General features: G+C 32.9%; 18 protein-coding genes. 12 read left to right on the top strand and 6 right to left on the bottom strand.

What is annotated here, in order from left to right:
* Positions 1–256: 256 nt before the first annotated feature.
* The 4 genes from bla-B1-FLAV to nadC form a co-directional block, all read right to left on the bottom strand.
* Positions 257–1,012 (bottom strand): subclass B1 metallo-beta-lactamase, encoded by a 756-nt coding sequence (bla-B1-FLAV, locus tag B0A64_RS11195; protein ID WP_089479602.1) that lies wholly within the window; start codon positions 1,010–1,012, stop codon positions 257–259.
* Positions 1,013–1,027: 15 nt separating this feature from the next.
* On the bottom strand, positions 1,028–1,459 hold the full coding sequence (locus tag B0A64_RS11190; RefSeq protein WP_089479601.1) for a DUF2147 domain-containing protein: 432 nt from the start codon (positions 1,457–1,459) through the stop codon (positions 1,028–1,030).
* A gap of 4 nt (positions 1,460–1,463) precedes the next feature.
* Positions 1,464–2,384 carry a YihY/virulence factor BrkB family protein gene (locus B0A64_RS11185; protein WP_089479600.1) on the bottom strand — a complete coding sequence of 307 codons (921 nt, stop codon included), beginning with the start codon at positions 2,382–2,384 and terminating at the stop codon, positions 1,464–1,466.
* Positions 2,385–2,476: 92 nt separating this feature from the next.
* Complete coding sequence (gene nadC / locus B0A64_RS11180; protein WP_089479599.1) at positions 2,477–3,334, bottom strand: carboxylating nicotinate-nucleotide diphosphorylase; 858 nt, start codon at positions 3,332–3,334, stop codon at positions 2,477–2,479.
* Positions 3,335–3,682: 348 nt separating this feature from the next.
* Here nadC and B0A64_RS11175 point away from each other — a divergent pair, with 348 nt between their 5' ends.
* The 8 genes from B0A64_RS11175 to rlmH all read left to right on the top strand — a co-directional run bounded on the left by B0A64_RS11175 (position 3,683) and on the right by rlmH (position 10,048).
* Positions 3,683–4,783, top strand: a complete 1,101-nt coding sequence (locus tag B0A64_RS11175; RefSeq protein WP_089479598.1) for a DNA alkylation repair protein — start codon at positions 3,683–3,685, stop codon at positions 4,781–4,783.
* 46 nt (positions 4,784–4,829) lie between these two features.
* Positions 4,830–5,585: a YwqG family protein gene (locus B0A64_RS11170; protein ID WP_089479597.1), complete on the top strand. Its 756-nt coding sequence runs from the start codon at positions 4,830–4,832 to the stop codon at positions 5,583–5,585.
* 153 nt (positions 5,586–5,738) lie between these two features.
* A complete protein-coding gene (locus tag B0A64_RS11165; RefSeq protein WP_089479596.1) occupies positions 5,739–6,620 on the top strand; it encodes a pirin family protein in 882 nt (293 codons plus the stop codon).
* Between the two features lie 3 nt (positions 6,621–6,623).
* Positions 6,624–7,019, top strand: a complete 396-nt coding sequence (locus B0A64_RS11160) for an OsmC family protein (RefSeq protein ID WP_089479595.1) — start codon at positions 6,624–6,626, stop codon at positions 7,017–7,019.
* 6 nt (positions 7,020–7,025) lie between these two features.
* Positions 7,026–7,310 (top strand): GNAT family N-acetyltransferase, encoded by a 285-nt coding sequence (locus B0A64_RS11155; protein WP_089479594.1) that lies wholly within the window; start codon positions 7,026–7,028, stop codon positions 7,308–7,310.
* A gap of 227 nt (positions 7,311–7,537) precedes the next feature.
* The gene (locus B0A64_RS11150) at positions 7,538–8,956 is read left to right on the top strand and encodes an amidohydrolase family protein (protein ID WP_089479593.1); all 1,419 of its coding nucleotides are present in this window, start codon (positions 7,538–7,540) and stop codon (positions 8,954–8,956) included.
* 174 nt (positions 8,957–9,130) lie between these two features.
* Positions 9,131–9,433 carry an antibiotic biosynthesis monooxygenase family protein gene (locus tag B0A64_RS11145; protein ID WP_089479592.1) on the top strand — a complete coding sequence of 101 codons (303 nt, stop codon included), beginning with the start codon at positions 9,131–9,133 and terminating at the stop codon, positions 9,431–9,433.
* A 141-nt stretch (positions 9,434–9,574) separates the two neighbouring features.
* Complete coding sequence (rlmH, locus tag B0A64_RS11140) at positions 9,575–10,048, top strand: 23S rRNA (pseudouridine(1915)-N(3))-methyltransferase RlmH (protein WP_089479591.1); 474 nt, start codon at positions 9,575–9,577, stop codon at positions 10,046–10,048.
* Positions 10,049–10,081: 33 nt separating this feature from the next.
* Here rlmH and B0A64_RS11135 read toward each other — a convergent pair whose 3' ends face one another.
* Positions 10,082–10,705, bottom strand: a complete 624-nt coding sequence (locus B0A64_RS11135; RefSeq protein WP_089479590.1) for a hypothetical protein — start codon at positions 10,703–10,705, stop codon at positions 10,082–10,084.
* Between the two features lie 399 nt (positions 10,706–11,104).
* Positions 11,105–11,929, bottom strand: a complete 825-nt coding sequence (gene folP / locus B0A64_RS11130) for a dihydropteroate synthase (RefSeq protein WP_089479589.1) — start codon at positions 11,927–11,929, stop codon at positions 11,105–11,107.
* 223 nt (positions 11,930–12,152) lie between these two features.
* Here folP and B0A64_RS11125 point away from each other — a divergent pair, with 223 nt between their 5' ends.
* From B0A64_RS11125 to tpiA, 4 genes are all read left to right on the top strand, one after another.
* Positions 12,153–12,692, top strand: a complete 540-nt coding sequence (locus tag B0A64_RS11125) for a DUF1599 domain-containing protein (RefSeq protein WP_089479588.1) — start codon at positions 12,153–12,155, stop codon at positions 12,690–12,692.
* A gap of 90 nt (positions 12,693–12,782) precedes the next feature.
* Complete coding sequence (locus B0A64_RS11120) at positions 12,783–13,883, top strand: BT_3928 family protein (protein WP_089479587.1); 1,101 nt, start codon at positions 12,783–12,785, stop codon at positions 13,881–13,883.
* A 404-nt stretch (positions 13,884–14,287) separates the two neighbouring features.
* Positions 14,288–14,782 carry a TlpA family protein disulfide reductase gene (locus B0A64_RS11115; RefSeq protein WP_089479586.1) on the top strand — a complete coding sequence of 165 codons (495 nt, stop codon included), beginning with the start codon at positions 14,288–14,290 and terminating at the stop codon, positions 14,780–14,782.
* Positions 14,783–14,840: 58 nt separating this feature from the next.
* Entirely contained in the window at positions 14,841–15,593 is a 753-nt protein-coding gene (gene tpiA, locus B0A64_RS11110) for a triose-phosphate isomerase (RefSeq protein ID WP_089479585.1), read from the top strand.
* The last annotated feature ends 6 nt before the right edge of the window (positions 15,594–15,599 follow it).

Genomic DNA, 15,599 nt, shown 5'->3' with positions numbered 1-15,599 from the left:
TAAAAATTATTTTCTTTGGATTTAGCACCTTTTAAAGATTTTGTAAGTCTTTCAATAAGTTCTAATTTTTTAGAAAAACTTAGTCCTTCAAATAAATCTGAGTAGCTTTCAAGTATATTTTTATCAGTGACGGTCATTTTATTCCAGTTAAATTAATTTTTAAATATAAGCAAAATTAAGCTATTTTTCCATAATAAACATAAGAACCAACACCAATAAAAAGACATCCAATTTGTAATAGAAATTTAAAACAAAATTACTTTTTATCCAATTTCCCGGATGCTTTTGCTGCATTATAATCCTGTACCATTTTTAAAGTATGCTTTAAAGATCCGGTATCTGTCCAATCTTCGTGACCAGGAATAATATATATTGGATTTTTGAATTTTGCTTGTACTTTTTTGATTGATTTCTCCCATTCTTTTACATCAGAATCTGCAAGATATCCTAAATCTGTTGCGCTTGTACTTTTAATAAAACAGGCTCCGTACAATACTTTTTCCTTATTAAACCAAACTACAATATTATCCTGTGCATGACCTTTGCCCGGGTAAAAAACTTCAAAAGTATGTTGCCCAACAGTAAATGTTGTATCATTTGGAATTATGAATTGGGCTCTTTTTTTATTTTCTTTTTTAAGAATTTCATCCGTTAGTTTTATGGTATATGTTTTTACTCCTTTTTGTCTGTAAAAATCCAACCCTCCGGCTCTGTCATCATGCGAATGTGTTGCAAAACACATTACAACATCCTGATGATGTTTTGCCTTAATGGTATCCAACAAAGGCTGAAATTGTGTCTCATCCCAAGGCGCATCAAACAATACAACTCCTTTATTGGTAACAAGATACAAGGCATTGGCAGAAATCAGGGTACCGTTATAATCATGAAAGGTTTTATAAACATAAAAGTCACCTGTAAGATGACTTATTTGTAATGGCGAATTCTTAGATTGTCCAAAACTATTGGATAATATTCCTAAGAATAAAACTATCGATGCTAATTTTCGCATTTTATTTTTATAAAATTAATTCTTTACTCTCGTCCAATATTGAGTTCTTCCCATAATAGAGATTCCAATATAACCGCGAAGTTTTAGCTTATCGGCAGAATCAAGCGTAATATAACATTTGTATTTTTTTCCGTTTGTAGGGTCTAAAATTGTTCCTCCGCTGTATTCATCACCATCTTTTTTAAGTCCGTTTATGATCACCAGACCTAAAATTGGTTTATTTTTATCGGCACCATCACATTTTACACATACGTCTTTTTTATGATCAGCACGAAGTATCTCTGATACCTTGCCATAAAGTTTTCCTGCTTTTTCGTAAATCTCTACAACTGATTTAGCCTCACCTGTTTCATCATCAATTGTCTTCCATTTTCCAAGAACACTCTGGCTATGAATTGTTCCTAATGTCAGGAAAAAAACACCAATCGTTAACATCCAATTTTTCATAATATTATTTGTTTTTTTGTTTTAATTTTCTGACGGTAGCATTCAATTCGAATCCCAAAAGCAGAATCATACAGTTTATCCAAATATAAAACATTAGAATTAATAATGTTCCAATTGAGCCATAAAGTTCATTATATTTTGAGAATTTTATAACCCAAATCCCAAAAAAGAACGAAGATATAACAATTAAGATGGTCGTAAAAACAGATCCAATGCTAATAAATGATACTTTATTGTACTGTTTTGTACCATAACGCAATAATATAGAACAGGTTACCAAAATCATGGTTACCACAAACAAATAACGACCTAAACTAATGAGCGGAATACGATCACTGAGGACATCCTGAATAATTGTTTTTTGAATAAATACCTCAAAAACTACAATCGTTGCCACTGTTACAAATAATATAATGGTCATGACAAAAGAAATTGCCAGTGCCACTAAATATTGACTAAAAAAACCTCGTTTATCAAACACGTGTTTCGAAGATTCGAAACCACTTAAAATACCATTAATACCATTTGCCATTAAAAAAATAGAAAGCAAAAAACCTGACGATAATAAACCGGAGTGACTATTGTTTAAAATATCACTAATAATTTTACTAATTGCATCATAGGTATTTGGAGGAACACTTTGCTGTACAAACTGCAAAAAATCGCCCTGAAAATTGTCTATAGGAATAAACGGAATTAAGTTTAAAATAAATAATGCAAAGGGAAACAATGCCATAAAAAAACTAAACGAAACGGCACTGGCATGGTACGAAAATGCACCTTCGATAATACCCAGAATATACATTTCGAGTAAATCGTATAACGAAAAACCCTCTAGCCAAGGCAGTTTTATTCTTTTTAAAAACCGGGCTAAATAACGTACTACAGGAATTTTTTCAATCCGGTCTTCTATCTCTTTAGACATATTTATCTTTGATTTTAGATTGTTGAGTTCAGATTTTAGATTCCAAACATACCTTAGTCATTTTTCTAACCCAACTCTTAACTTATAACTTATTAAAAAGCCTTCAAACTCAAATCCATATTATAAACAGAATGTGTCAAAGCTCCTGATGAAATGTAATTTACACCACATAAACCGTATTCGCGAATCGTTTTTTCGTTGATATTTCCGGAAGATTCTGTTTGACACTTACTGCCAATTAATGCAACAGCAGTTTTAGTATCTTCATAATTAAAGTTGTCAATCAGGATTCTATGCACTCCGTCGCTTAAAAGAATTTCACGAATTTCATCCAGATTTCTGGCTTCGACTATAATTTTCAGGTCTAAATTATTCGCTTTCAGATACTCTTTTGTTTTATTGATTGCCAAAGTAATCCCGCCGGCAAAATCAATATGATTGTCCTTTAGCATTACCATATCATAAAGGGCAAAACGATGATTTTCGCCTCCTCCAATTTTTACAGCCCATTTTTCTGCTGCTCTGAAATTTGGGGTTGTTTTGCGCGTATCCAATATCTTAGCACCGGTTCCTTCTAAAAGTTGCACATACTGATCTGTCTTTGTTGCAATGGCAGACATACGTTGCATGGTGTTTAAAACTACTCTTTCTGACTTTAAGATCGACTGAGAGCTTCCTGAAACTTCAAAAACAACATCACCATACTCTACATGCGTTCCATCTTCGATGTAAGTCTTGATTTTTAGTTTTGGATCTACATATTCGAAAATCATTTTTGCAAGCGCAACACCCGCAATAATTCCCTGATCTTTTACTAACAATTTAGCTTGACCGTGTGCCGTTTCCGGAATACATGCCAGTGAACTATAATCGCCTGTGCCTACATCTTCCCGAATTGCGTTGCTAATTAATAGTTGTAATTCCGTTTGAAATTGTACTTCGCTAATCATTTTTATTAAGTTTTATAAGATGCTAAAGTAGGATATATTTTGTGGATTTGAAAGTTAACCATCTCCAAAAAAATATTGAGCCTGGAAATTTCAATTTAAGTTACAGGTAAAACTCATGTTTTTTTAAACACATAGAAACATAGCATTCGAATTCGTTAAATAGGCGTTTCACTAGCATTAATTCACATAGCCAATGCGCTCCGCTATGTGTTAAAAATCTAGATTTTTTTTTGACATCTTTATTATATAATTTTAAATTCTATGTTTCTATGTGTTTAAAATTTCACGTAAAATCTATAATTTTTATTAGAAACATTAAATACCTTTGAGGTTCAATCAAACAAAATCATGGGTTTAATTAAAGATATTTATTCGGTTAGTTTTTACGAAAAATTTGGACAGGCTGTTGCCGAAGTGCATTCAGCTTTTGATAAACAAAAATTTATTAAAGCCATTTACGAAGACGATTTTGCCCAAAAAGAATGGAAAGACCGCATGAAACATACCACAGTTGTATTGCATCAGTTTATGCCTGAAAATTTTCCTGAAGCAGTTGCTACAATTGATAAAATCATCGAAAACCTCAAGAAAAACAAGTTTACTGACGGAAATCTGGCTTTTATATTTTTTGCCGATTATATCGAAACGTATGGTTTAGACGACTTTAAAACTTCTGTAAAAGCCTTTGTTTCGATTACTCAATTTATAAGTTGCGAATTTGCTGTTCGACCTTTCATTTTAAAATATAAAGAAAAAATGATCGATGAAATGGTTCAATGGTCCTTGCACGAAAATCATCATGTACGCCGACTTTCCAGCGAAGGAAGTCGCCCGAGATTACCGTGGGCAATGGCAATTCCGTTCCTCAAAAAAGACCCTGCTTCTATCCTGCCAATTTTAGAAAATCTAAAATATGATCCCTCTGAATATGTACGCCGAAGTGTTGCCAATAACTTAAATGATATTGCCAAAGATAATCCTCAAATCGTACTGGAAATTGCCGGAAAATGGCGCGGTACAAGTCCGGAAACAGACGCAATTATCAAACATGGCGCTCGAACTTTGCTAAAACAAGGACATCCTGAAATTCTAAGTCACTACGGTCTGGAAAGTATCAATATTGAGCTTTCTTCTTTTGAAATTAAAACACCAATAGTCAGAATTGGAGATTATTTGCAATTTCAATTTTACTTGAACAATAAAAACCAAGAAGCCAAAACTGTTCGTTTAGAATACGCCGTTCATTACAAAAAAGCAAAAGGGCATCTGGCTAAAAAAGTCTTTAAAATTAGTGAGAAAAGCTATCAGCCCAATCAGTTCGTTAAGGTCGACAGAAATCAATCTTTCAAAATCATAACTACCCGCGTCTTTCATACCGGTATTCATCAATTGTCAGTTATCATTAACGGAACTGAAAGTGAGGTTCTGGAGTTTGAACTAATCGACTGATAATTTACGAAACATAAAAAAACATATATAACCTAAAAACCACGAAATGATATTTCCTGACTATTTAAAAGAATTTGAAAATGATCTCTTAAAATACAAATTAGATTTCATTAAAATCGATGCTAAACCCTTAAAACCAAAAACTATTTTAAGTTTTACTGAAAGTAAATTTTTAGGAAAACCATACCTGCCAATTGGTGCAGAATATCCAAAAGACACCGCAGGAAAACCAATGATTTTATTGGCTCAGCTTAATTTTTCGGAAATTCCGCCATTAGAAAATTATCCGGATAAAGGCATCTTGCAATTTTATATTTCAGGAGATGAATGGTATAATATGGAGGAATATAAAATACTGTATCATACCGAAATAGAAAATCATGAAACTAATTTTGATTTTTTAACCGAAGAATTATACGAAGACTCTCCTGTTTATTGCGAACATAGTCTGGCTTTTTCAATAGAGGAAGAATATGGCGGCTCGCAGGATTTTCGCTTTGATTTTACTTTTAATGGTTTAGAATATTATGAATTTGAAGAAAAATTAGATAAAAAACAAAAAAAGGAACTTGAAAAATTCTTTGCCAAAGAGGGGCACAAAATTGGAGGTTATGCTTATTTTACCCAATCTGATCCAAGAGAATATGACGAAAAATCAAAAAATGATATTTTACTTCTTCAAATTGATACTGATGACGAAATCATGTTTGGAGATAGTGGTGTTGCCAACTTTTTTATAAACAAAGAGGATTTAATCAATAAAAACTTCGAAAAGGCTTATTTTAACTGGGATTGTTGCTAATAAAAGGAATTAAATCAATGCCATGAAAATTGAGCCGGTGATTTTTCTTATTTTTATAACACGGTAACAAAAAAACAACTTTTCTTAATCTAAATTAAGTTACAGATTTCTATAGCAACTGTAATTTTGTTTTCAAATCAAAACAAACGAATCATGTCAAATATCAGTTTAATAATCGAAGAACGTGCTGCCAATATTGGAAATTTTATGGTGGGCAGGTTATTGCCTTTCCGCGAAAAAAGAGCTGTTGGACCTTTTGTTTTCATAGATCACATGGGACCTGCACATTTAAATGAATATCAAAATATGGATGTTCCGCCGCATCCGCATATCGGACTTTCGACTTTGACTTTTTTGTTTGAAGGAAGCATTATGCACCGCGATAGTTTAGGAACAGAATTAGAGATAAAACCCGGAGCAGTAAACTGGATGACAGCCGGAAAAGGAATTGTACACTCTGAAAGAACACCAGAATATTTAAGACATTCGGATAAAATGCTTCACGGATTGCAGATTTGGGTAGCATTGCCAAAAGAGTTGGAACAAATGGACCCTAACTTTACGCACGTAGAAGCAGATGATATTCCGGCTTGGCAAGAAGATGGTGTTTCATACAAATTGATTGCCGGAGAAGCTTTTGGCAAAAAATCACCCGTTCCCGTTTATAGTCCGCTATATTTTATTGAAATTAAAAGTACCGAAGCTAAAAAAATAAATATCGGAAGTCATTTATTTGGCGAAAGTGGTTTGTATATTCTTGAAGGAAGTATCAAAAGCGGTGAACACATTTATGAGCCTAAACAAATTTTGATTACGAACGATAGTACTTTGTGCGAGTTTGAATTGGCCGAAAACTCTACGGTTTATATCTTTGGAGGAACGCCTTTTCCTGAAGAACATTTTATCTTTTGGAATTTTGTTTCTTCAGACAAAAACTTAATCGAAAAAGCCAAAAAAGACTGGACTGAACAAACTTTCCCGAAAGTTCCGGGCGAAACTGAATTTGTACCATTACCTGAACCTAGAATTAAATAATATATGGATACTATAGCAGCACAAATTGATACACGTTTGTATCGAACGGAAATAAAATCAGCAAGCGGAAATATCCTAATCGCCGATGAACCTCAGGAAATTGGTGGTAAAAATTTAGGACTGAATCCAACCGAACTTTTGGCCGCGTCATTAGCTTCCTGCACAGTAATTACGTTACGAATGTACATCAATCGCAAACAGTGGAATGTGGAGGAAATAAATGTCAAAATTGATTTTGAAAGAGATTCTGATCGAAATGTATCATTATTTACAAGAAAAATTGAAGTCATTGGCGAAATAGACGATACTCAGAGACAACGGTTAGAAACCATTGCCAACAGTTGCCCCATACACAAAGTATTAACCCATTCTATCGAAATTAAAACAACATTAATATAATTTACCATGGATATTACACAAATAAACGATACCAGAAAAGGCTATTTTGAAGCTTTAGAAGACGAAAAACAAGCTGGCTTAATGACGTATACCTGGGCTGGAGATTCTAAATTTATCATAGACCATACTGAAGTAAATGAAGGTTTTAACGGAAAAGGTGTGGGTAAAAAACTAGTTTTAGCTGCTGTAGAATATGCCAGAACTAATAATGTAAAAATTATACCACTTTGCCCTTTTGCAAAAAGCGTTTTTGACAAAACGGAGGATATCCGGGATGTACTTTTTTCTTGAGGCTCAAAGTTAAAAAGGTTCAGAGGTTTTATATAGAGACGCACAGCAGTGCGTCTTTTTTATTTTAATGAGAGATACAAACAATTCTCATAAACTTTGCAACTTTGTCCCTTTGAACCTTTGCTCCTTTTTAACTTTTTAACTTTGAACCTTTGAACCTTAATTAAACAATAATTTTAAAATCTCCTCTAAAACTTGTACATTTGCATGTAATTTAAACTTAGAGTATGACGAGGATAATTACACTTTTCTGTTTTTTCATAGCACAAATCGGCTTTTCTCAAACAGCTGAAAATTATTTAGAAAAAATTAGAAATAACGAAGCTCTCTTAACAGCTTTTTTTCAACAAATGCCTAAGGGCGGAGATTTACACCATCATTTTTCAGGGTCAGTTTATGCAGAACCTCTTTTGGAAAGAGCCATTGCAGAGGATTTTTATTTGAATCTGGAAACGATGGAAGTATCAAAAACAAAACCTTCAAAAGGAAACTGGCAAACTTTTTCGTCTCTTAAAAACGATGGAAAACTTTCGTTTTACGAACAACAAGTCATGCAAACCTGGTCTGCCAAAGATTACAATGGTGTTTCTGTACCTTCTGACGATTTATTTTTTGACTCTTTTCAAAAATTCGAATCTACTATCAAAGGTCATTTTGCCGAAGGTATGCTTGAACTAAAAAAACGCGCACTTGCTGAAAATGTGAGTTATATAGAAACACAATTATCGACAATTCCGTGTGATATGAATGTTTCTGATTTAACAGATTTTAACTCCAAATTGCGTCAGGCAGCTGCTCAAAAAGACGAAAAAGCAGTTCTGAAACTTTTGGACGAATTGTATAAAGCAATTCAACAAAAAGAGGCTAAAAAATATGCTGTAGAATTCAATAACAATTTTATAGCCAAATTGCATAAAGATTTAAAAATTGATGATGACCGTTTTACGATGCGCTATCAAAATTTTGTGCTTCGTTTTATGGATCCCGTTGATTTATTCAAAAACTTAAGCATTGCTTTTATCTCTGCAAACGACAGTAAATTAGTGGCAGGCGTAAACATCGTTTCTCCGGAACATGGAGAAAATTCGATGAAAGATTATTGGTTACACATGGTCATGTTTAAATATTGCCATTCGAAATTTCCGGATGTAAAATATACGCTTCACGCAGGCGAATTGACTTTAGGATTGGTACAGCCGGAAGAATTAACCTGGCATATAAACGATGCTATTTATGTTGCCGGAGCCAACAGAATTGGCCACGGAGTAGATATTGCTTACGAAGCAAATTCATACGATTTATTGCGCTATATGGCAAAAAACAATATTCCGATTGAGATTAATCTAACCAGCAATGAATTTATTCTGAAAGTAAAAGAAAACAGACATCCGTTTACACTTTATAAAGAATTTAATGTGCCAATCGTAATTAGTACTGATGATGCAGGAATTTTAAGAACCAATATGACGGAACAATATGTTTTATTGGCAAAAAGATATCCTGATGTTTCGTATGCTATCCTAAAAAAATACGTTTACAACAGCATCAATTATAGTTTTATTCAGGATGCGGCGGTAAAGAAACAATTAGTAAAAGATTTGGATGCAAGATTTAAAACTTTTGAAGATAAATTTTCGAAGAACTAAAATGTTTAATCGTTGCGAAGGCTGCACGCAGATTTAAACAGATTAAAGCGGATTGCCACAGATTTTTTATTTCTGAATACTTAAAATAAAATCTGCCTAATATGCTAAATCTGCGAGAAAAAATTATCTCACGCAGATTTAGCAGATCACCCAGATAAAAAATCAATACTTTATATGATTTTAGAAGCCGCTTTTCTTTACGTAAAACCAAATTTAGCAACTCAATTTGAAGCTGATTTTGCAAAAGCAAGTCTATATATTTCGTCAATTGAGGGTTATTTAGCACATCGTTTAGAGAAATGTCTTGAAGTCGAAAACAAGTATCTTTTATTGGTAGAATGGAATACCCTTGAAGATCATACCGTAGGTTTCAGAACTTCTGAAGCTTATCTGGAATGGAAAAAAATGCTGCATCATTATTACGAACCGTTTCCTGTTGTAGAACATTTTGAAACTGTTTTCATCAATAACAAATAGAGATTTATTTTGCCACAGATTAGAAAGATTTTCACAGATTAATTTAAAAACAAACTAAAAAAAATCCTTTTAATCCTTTTAATCTGTGGCAAAAAAATAATTAGTGCAAATTCGTGCAATTTGTGGCAAAAAAACTAACCAATGAATATCAAACTTATCGCAATAGGCAAAACAGATAACAAATCGCTTCAAACTTTGATTGACGATTATACCAAACGTTTGTCTTTTTATATCAAATTTGATCTGGAGATTATTCCGGATATCAAAAACGTAAAGAATTTATCTGAAAGCCAGCAAAAAGAAAAAGAGGGCGAGTTGATTTTGTCCAAATTAACGCCTACAGATCAGTTGATTTTATTGGACGAAAACGGAAAAAACTTTTCAAGCGTTAGTTTTTCTGAAGAATTACAGAAGAAAATGAATTCCGGAATCAAAACGCTGGTTTTTGTAATTGGCGGACCCTACGGATTCTCTGATACCGTTTACAACAAAGCACAAGGAAAAATTTCGCTTTCGCTAATGACATTTTCTCATCAGATGGTGCGTTTGTTTTTTATCGAACAATTGTATCGCGGGTTTACTATTTTAAGAAACGAACCGTATCATCATCAGTAAAAAAGTATTCTGTCGCAGTTTTTAGTATTCAGTTTAAAAGATATACTCTTCGGTAACTCCAGCAAATGATTCTAATTTTTGAACTAAAATCCTATCCTGAATATAAACATCAAAAATCATGTTTTTATCAAAACAAAATTGCACTTTAGGTTTAACTGCAAAATCAAGACTTGCAATATAATTTAATAGTTCTTCTTTTTTAAGCATTTGTTTGTTTACTTCAACTGTTTGATTCTTCTTAAAAAATATAACCAATCCTTCTGACTTAGGTCTCTCTGTTTTATAATACACTTTTGTAAAAGGTAAAAAAGCTAAATTTTTTCCAATAGAATCTGCATAAGAATAATAGTTTTCGGCTTTTTCGTTTTTATGGGCTTTTTCTGCTCGCTTTTTTTCCTGTAATTTCAGAACTTCCGGAATCACCAGTTTTAAAGGTAAACGCTTGTCGATATTAAAAATCCAATTGGTCGAGATAATACTGTTTTTTCTATTTACATCGGCAATAGTATCTTTTCCTTCGGTTTTAAAAAAGATGTAAATTGGTGAATGATCCTGAACATCTTTCACAACAGAAACATTTGTTTTTGGCAATAGGACATCTTCTTTTTTTCCGCATGAAAAAAGAAGGAAAGCTAAAATTAGAGTGATGTATTTCATGTTTATTATTGTTTATTATTGTTTTTCCAGCATCTAATTTGTCATTCCGATCCTGAATCGGGATCGAAATGAAAATGATTGTGGTTATTTGGTGTAAAACTAAAGTTCCTTACAGTCTTGGTTTAAAACTTTGACAAAGATATAGAGCATTATTTTAAAAGCATAGCCCACGGTTTCAACCTTGGGAACGCAATGCAAATCCGCAATACATATCCGTAAGCAAATTTCCTTCACGATGTCTCCCAAGGTTGAAACCTTGGGCTATGTTGAAATATGTCCACAATCTTGTCATTTCCAACGAGTAATCTTCGCAATCCCGAAGCTTCGGAACACAAACAAAAGTAAATCTTTGTCGATTTAGCAACGGAGATTTCTCGTTCGGAATGACAAATCTGTCGTTTAATTTTTTAATTTCTCAAACAAAGTAATACATTCCATAGCTTCTTTTACATCATGAACACGCAATATTTTGGCCCCTTTTGTTACTGCAATCGTATTAAGAACCGTTGTACCGTTTAAGGCTTCCTGTGCTGTATTATTAAGCGTTTTGTAAACCATCGATTTTCTGGAAACACCAGCCAGAATTGGTAATTCTAACAAATTAAAAAGTTCCATTTTTTGTAAAACTTCATAATTCTGATCGGTTGTTTTAGCAAATCCAAAACCGGGATCCAAGATCAAATCATTGATGCCCAGGCTTCTTGCTTTTTTTACTTTTTCTGAAAAATAAAAAAGCATTTCTTTTACAATATCATCATATTGGGTCAGACTTTGCATCGTTTGCGGATTTCCACGCATGTGCATCATAATATACGGAACATTGTAATCTGCCACAACATCAAACATTTTATCGTCTAATTCTCCCGCTGCAATATCATTTATAAGTGCCGCACCACTTTCTATGCTTGCTTTTGCAACTTTGGCCCTAAAAGTATCTATCGACAATAAAGTCGACGGAAAGTGCTTTAAAATTAATTCTATTGCCGGGACAATTCGATCAATCTCCTCTTGTTCAGTTACAAATTCGGCACTTGGTTTACTTGAGTAAGCACCTATATCTATAAATGTAGCGCCCTGAGACAGCATTTTATCTACTTGTAAGATAATTTCTTCTTCCTTTTTATATTTTCCTCCGTCAAAAAAGGAGTTTGGCGTAACATTCAAAATTCCCATTACTTTAGGAATCGACAAATCGATAAGTTGCCCTTTGCAGTTAATTAACATTTTGTTTGAAATTTTTATTTGTTTCAGGTTTAAAGTTTCACGAATTTTGTTTCAAGTTTTTTTGTTTCCTGTTTCCTGTTACTGAGCTTAACCAATCTGCTTAAACCTGAAACCTGACACGAGGCTGAAAGCCGAACTGGCGAAGCAAACTAGAAACTTTTTTCGTAAACTCGTTAATTTTATCCTTATTTTTGAGGAAATTTTAGCAAATATACAGCAATAAATGAAGAATACTTCCCTTGAATATGATAATGTAATTACGGTTTGCCGTACTTTATTTATAAATAAAATGAAAGATTATGGTAGTGCATGGCGTATTTTGAGACTGCCTTCACTAACGGATCAAATTTTTATAAAAGCGCAAAGAATCAGAAGCTTGCAAGAAAATGAAGTTCGTAAAGTTGACGAAGATGAAAAAGGAGAATTCATCGCAATTATCAATTATTCGATTATGGCTTTAATACAATTAGAACTAGGTGTTGTTGATCAGCCTGATTTGGATCTTGAAAAAGCAACTGAACTATATGATGCCAAAATTAAATTGACAAAGGAGTTAATGGAAGCTAAAAACCATGATTATGGCGAGGCTTGGCGCGATATGCGTGTAAGTTCATTGACTGATTTAATCTTGCAAAAATTACTTCGCGTAAAACAAATTGAAGATAATAAAGGCAAAACTTTAGTTTCTGAAGGCATTGATGCCAATTATCAGGATATGATCAATTATTCGGTTTTTGCACTCATCCTAAATCCATTAAAATAATATTCCGCCACGAATTACACCAATTTTCACAAATTAATTAGTCAAATTGGTGTAATTCGTGGCAAATAAAAACATTTTAAAATAAATTCCATGAAAAACATCATTACCCAATTCTCAAGATTATTTGTCGGCGTTCTTTTTATAATTTCAGGATTAATTAAACTAAATGACCCGGTTGGTTTCTCATATAAATTAGCAGAATACTTTAGCGAACCGGTTTTTAATATGCCGTTTTTAGAGCCATTGGCTTTAGGATTGGCGATCTTTTTGGTAATTCTTGAAGTAGTTTTAGGCGTTATGTTATTGGTAGGTTACAAATCAAAACTTACGATTTGGTTTTTATTACTTCTCATTGTTTTCTTCACATTCCTTACTTTCTACTCTGCTTATTTTGATGTAGTAAAAGATTGTGGCTGTTTTGGAGATGCATTACACTTAACTCCTTGGCAATCTTTTACAAAAGATGTTGTCTTAGTTTTCTTTATTGTGATTTTATTTATCAATAAAAAGTTAGTAAAACCTTTGTTTTCAAATGCTGTAACAAACATCCTTACTTTTGCAAGTGTTGTTTTAAGCATTTTTATGGCAGTTTGGGTTTTAAATCATAATCCTATTAAAGATTTCCGTCCTTATAAAGTAGGAACAAATATTGAGAAAGGAATGGAAATTCCGGAAGGGGCACCAAAATCTGTAGTCGAAATGATTTTTATCTACAAAGTAAAAGGTGTTGACAAAGAATTTACAGAAAAAGATCTGGCAAACATCCCTGAAGGTGCAACGTTTGTTGATCGTAAAGACAAAGTAATTACAGAAGGTTATGTACCCCCAATTCATGATTTTACAATGGTAAAAGAAGATTCTGACTATAAGGAAGAATTATTGAAAGAACCAAAATTATTGGTTTTTGTAACGTATGACCTGGCTTTATCTAATCCTGACGGAATGAAAAAATTAGAAGGTTTAAGCAAGGATGCCAAAACAAAAGGTTACAAAGTAATTGCAATGACGGCTTCCGGAGCTGAAGAAATTGCAAAAGCCAAAAAACAATATGGCTTAGATATTGACTTTTACTTTTGTGATGCAACGGCTTTAAAAACTATCGAAAGAGCGAATCCTAGTATTGTAGTTTTACAAAATGGAACAGTAATCCAGAAAGTACATTATAACGATATTGATGATTTGAAACTGTAAAATTTTTCTATAAAGTATAAAAAATCGGTAAATTATAATAGCATAATTTACCGATTTTTTTTATCCAAATCTGACGTTTTTTTGCTTCTAAAATTCACTTTTCAATAAAAAAATATCCCTTTTTTCATCTCTGCCAAAAATCATTTCTTGAAATTTTCTAAAAAATCAAGTTTTCTGACCCTACTATTACGATTTCATTCCGCTTTTTTTAACCTAAAAATCTTGTTTTGTGATAAAATAAAGTGCTCTTCAAATTTTGTTAATCTCCATTTCTCATTCGATTTGTTTGTTTAACTTTGTTCGGAATCTTTTATTTTTTGAAATCGTTCTGATTCGAAATTATAAAAATAATAGATTAGAGACCGTACCAAAATTCAAATTAAAAAAGCAAATAGTACCTACTTATGAAACAAATAGCCTTAATTGTAATTGCATTTATTACTTTTTCATGCTCACAAGCTCAGAAAACAAGTTTTTCTAAAGAAGCATTATCTGAAAAATTATTAACCGTTGATGGAGGTCAGACTTCTTTCAAGGACATTTTAAAAAAATACAAAGGAAAAACTTTGGTTATCGAAGTTTGGGCTTCGTGGTGTGGTGATTGTGTAAAAGCAATGCCAAAAGTAAAAGAATTACAAGCAAACAATCCAGATGTTTCCTATTTATTTCTTTCGGCAGATAAAACGGCAGATAAATGGAAAATTGGAATTGAGAAACACGAATTAAAAGGGGATCATTTTATGATGAATGATGGCATGAAAGGTGTTTTTGGAAAAGCAATAGATTTAGACTGGATTCCGAGATACATTATCGTTGATAAAAAAGGAAAAATAGTATTGTACCGTGCCATTGAAACGGATTTTGACAAAATCAATGAAACTCTTAAAAGCCTGAAATAAAATTCGATATCAGGACAAGAATAAAAACAAAAAAAAGAATAAAATAAAAACTACTAAAATGAGAAAAAAGATTGTTGCAGGAAACTGGAAAATGCATAAAAATGCAGAACAAACTGAAGAATTATTAAACGAATTAATCGCTAAAATACCAGCTCAAACTACTGCTCAGGTAATTGTTGCTCCAACATTTGTAAACTTACAAGCGGCAGTTGCTAAATTAAAAAACACAACTATTGCTGTTTCTGCTCAAAACGTTCACCAAGCAGAAGGTGGTGCTTTTACCGGAGAGATTTCTGCTGATATGCTGACTAGTATTGGTGTTAAAACCGTAATTCTTGGGCACTCTGAGCGTAGAGCTATTTTTCATGAAACAGATGCTTTAATCGCGAATAAAGTTGATACTGCATTGAAACATGACCTGACAGTAATCTTTTGTTTTGGAGAAGAATTAAAAGACCGTCAATCAGACAATCATTTTAATATTGTTGAAAACCAATTACGTGACGGATTATTTCATATTGCAAAAGAATCGTGGGCTAATGTTGTTTTAGCATACGAGCCTGTTTGGGCAATTGGAACAGGAGAAACTGCTTCGCCGGAACAAGCACAAGATATGCACGAATTCATCAGAGAAACAGTACGTAAAGCTTTTGGAGCTCAAATTGCCGACCAAGTTTCTATCTTATATGGTGGTTCTGTAAAACCGGATAATGCTAAAGAAATCTTTGGTAAACCAGACGTAGACGGTGGTTTAATTGGAGGTGCTGCATTAAAAGCAGATGATTTCTTAGCTATTGTAACGGCTATCTAGATTTTA

The sequence above is a fragment of the Flavobacterium araucananum genome (assembly GCF_002222055.1).
In the GTDB taxonomy this organism is placed as follows: Bacteria; Bacteroidota; Bacteroidia; order Flavobacteriales; family Flavobacteriaceae; genus Flavobacterium; species Flavobacterium araucananum.
The sequence above is the reverse complement of the archived record's forward strand: the minus strand, read 5'-3'. Positions and strand labels throughout refer to the sequence as shown.

Coding starts and splice junctions, on each gene's coding strand:
- B0A64_RS11125 (WP_089479588.1), top strand. CDS start 12,153: ATGAAGAATACTTCCCTTGAATATGATAATGTAATTACGGTTTGCCGT.
- tpiA (WP_089479585.1), top strand. CDS start 14,841: ATGAGAAAAAAGATTGTTGCAGGAAACTGGAAAATGCATAAAAATGCA.
- B0A64_RS11190 (WP_089479601.1), bottom strand. CDS start 1,459: ATGAAAAATTGGATGTTAACGATTGGTGTTTTTTTCCTGACATTAGGA.
- rlmH (WP_089479591.1), top strand. CDS start 9,575: ATGAATATCAAACTTATCGCAATAGGCAAAACAGATAACAAATCGCTT.
- B0A64_RS11150 (WP_089479593.1), top strand. CDS start 7,538: ATGACGAGGATAATTACACTTTTCTGTTTTTTCATAGCACAAATCGGC.
- B0A64_RS11115 (WP_089479586.1), top strand. CDS start 14,288: ATGAAACAAATAGCCTTAATTGTAATTGCATTTATTACTTTTTCATGC.
- folP (WP_089479589.1), bottom strand. CDS start 11,929: ATGTTAATTAACTGCAAAGGGCAACTTATCGATTTGTCGATTCCTAAA.
- B0A64_RS11160 (WP_089479595.1), top strand. CDS start 6,624: ATGGATACTATAGCAGCACAAATTGATACACGTTTGTATCGAACGGAA.
- B0A64_RS11175 (WP_089479598.1), top strand. CDS start 3,683: ATGGGTTTAATTAAAGATATTTATTCGGTTAGTTTTTACGAAAAATTT.
- B0A64_RS11145 (WP_089479592.1), top strand. CDS start 9,131: ATGATTTTAGAAGCCGCTTTTCTTTACGTAAAACCAAATTTAGCAACT.
- B0A64_RS11120 (WP_089479587.1), top strand. CDS start 12,783: ATGAAAAACATCATTACCCAATTCTCAAGATTATTTGTCGGCGTTCTT.
- B0A64_RS11170 (WP_089479597.1), top strand. CDS start 4,830: ATGATATTTCCTGACTATTTAAAAGAATTTGAAAATGATCTCTTAAAA.
- B0A64_RS11155 (WP_089479594.1), top strand. CDS start 7,026: ATGGATATTACACAAATAAACGATACCAGAAAAGGCTATTTTGAAGCT.
- B0A64_RS11135 (WP_089479590.1), bottom strand. CDS start 10,705: ATGAAATACATCACTCTAATTTTAGCTTTCCTTCTTTTTTCATGCGGA.
- nadC (WP_089479599.1), bottom strand. CDS start 3,334: ATGATTAGCGAAGTACAATTTCAAACGGAATTACAACTATTAATTAGC.
- bla-B1-FLAV (WP_089479602.1), bottom strand. CDS start 1,012: ATGCGAAAATTAGCATCGATAGTTTTATTCTTAGGAATATTATCCAAT.
- B0A64_RS11185 (WP_089479600.1), bottom strand. CDS start 2,384: ATGTCTAAAGAGATAGAAGACCGGATTGAAAAAATTCCTGTAGTACGT.
- B0A64_RS11165 (WP_089479596.1), top strand. CDS start 5,739: ATGTCAAATATCAGTTTAATAATCGAAGAACGTGCTGCCAATATTGGA.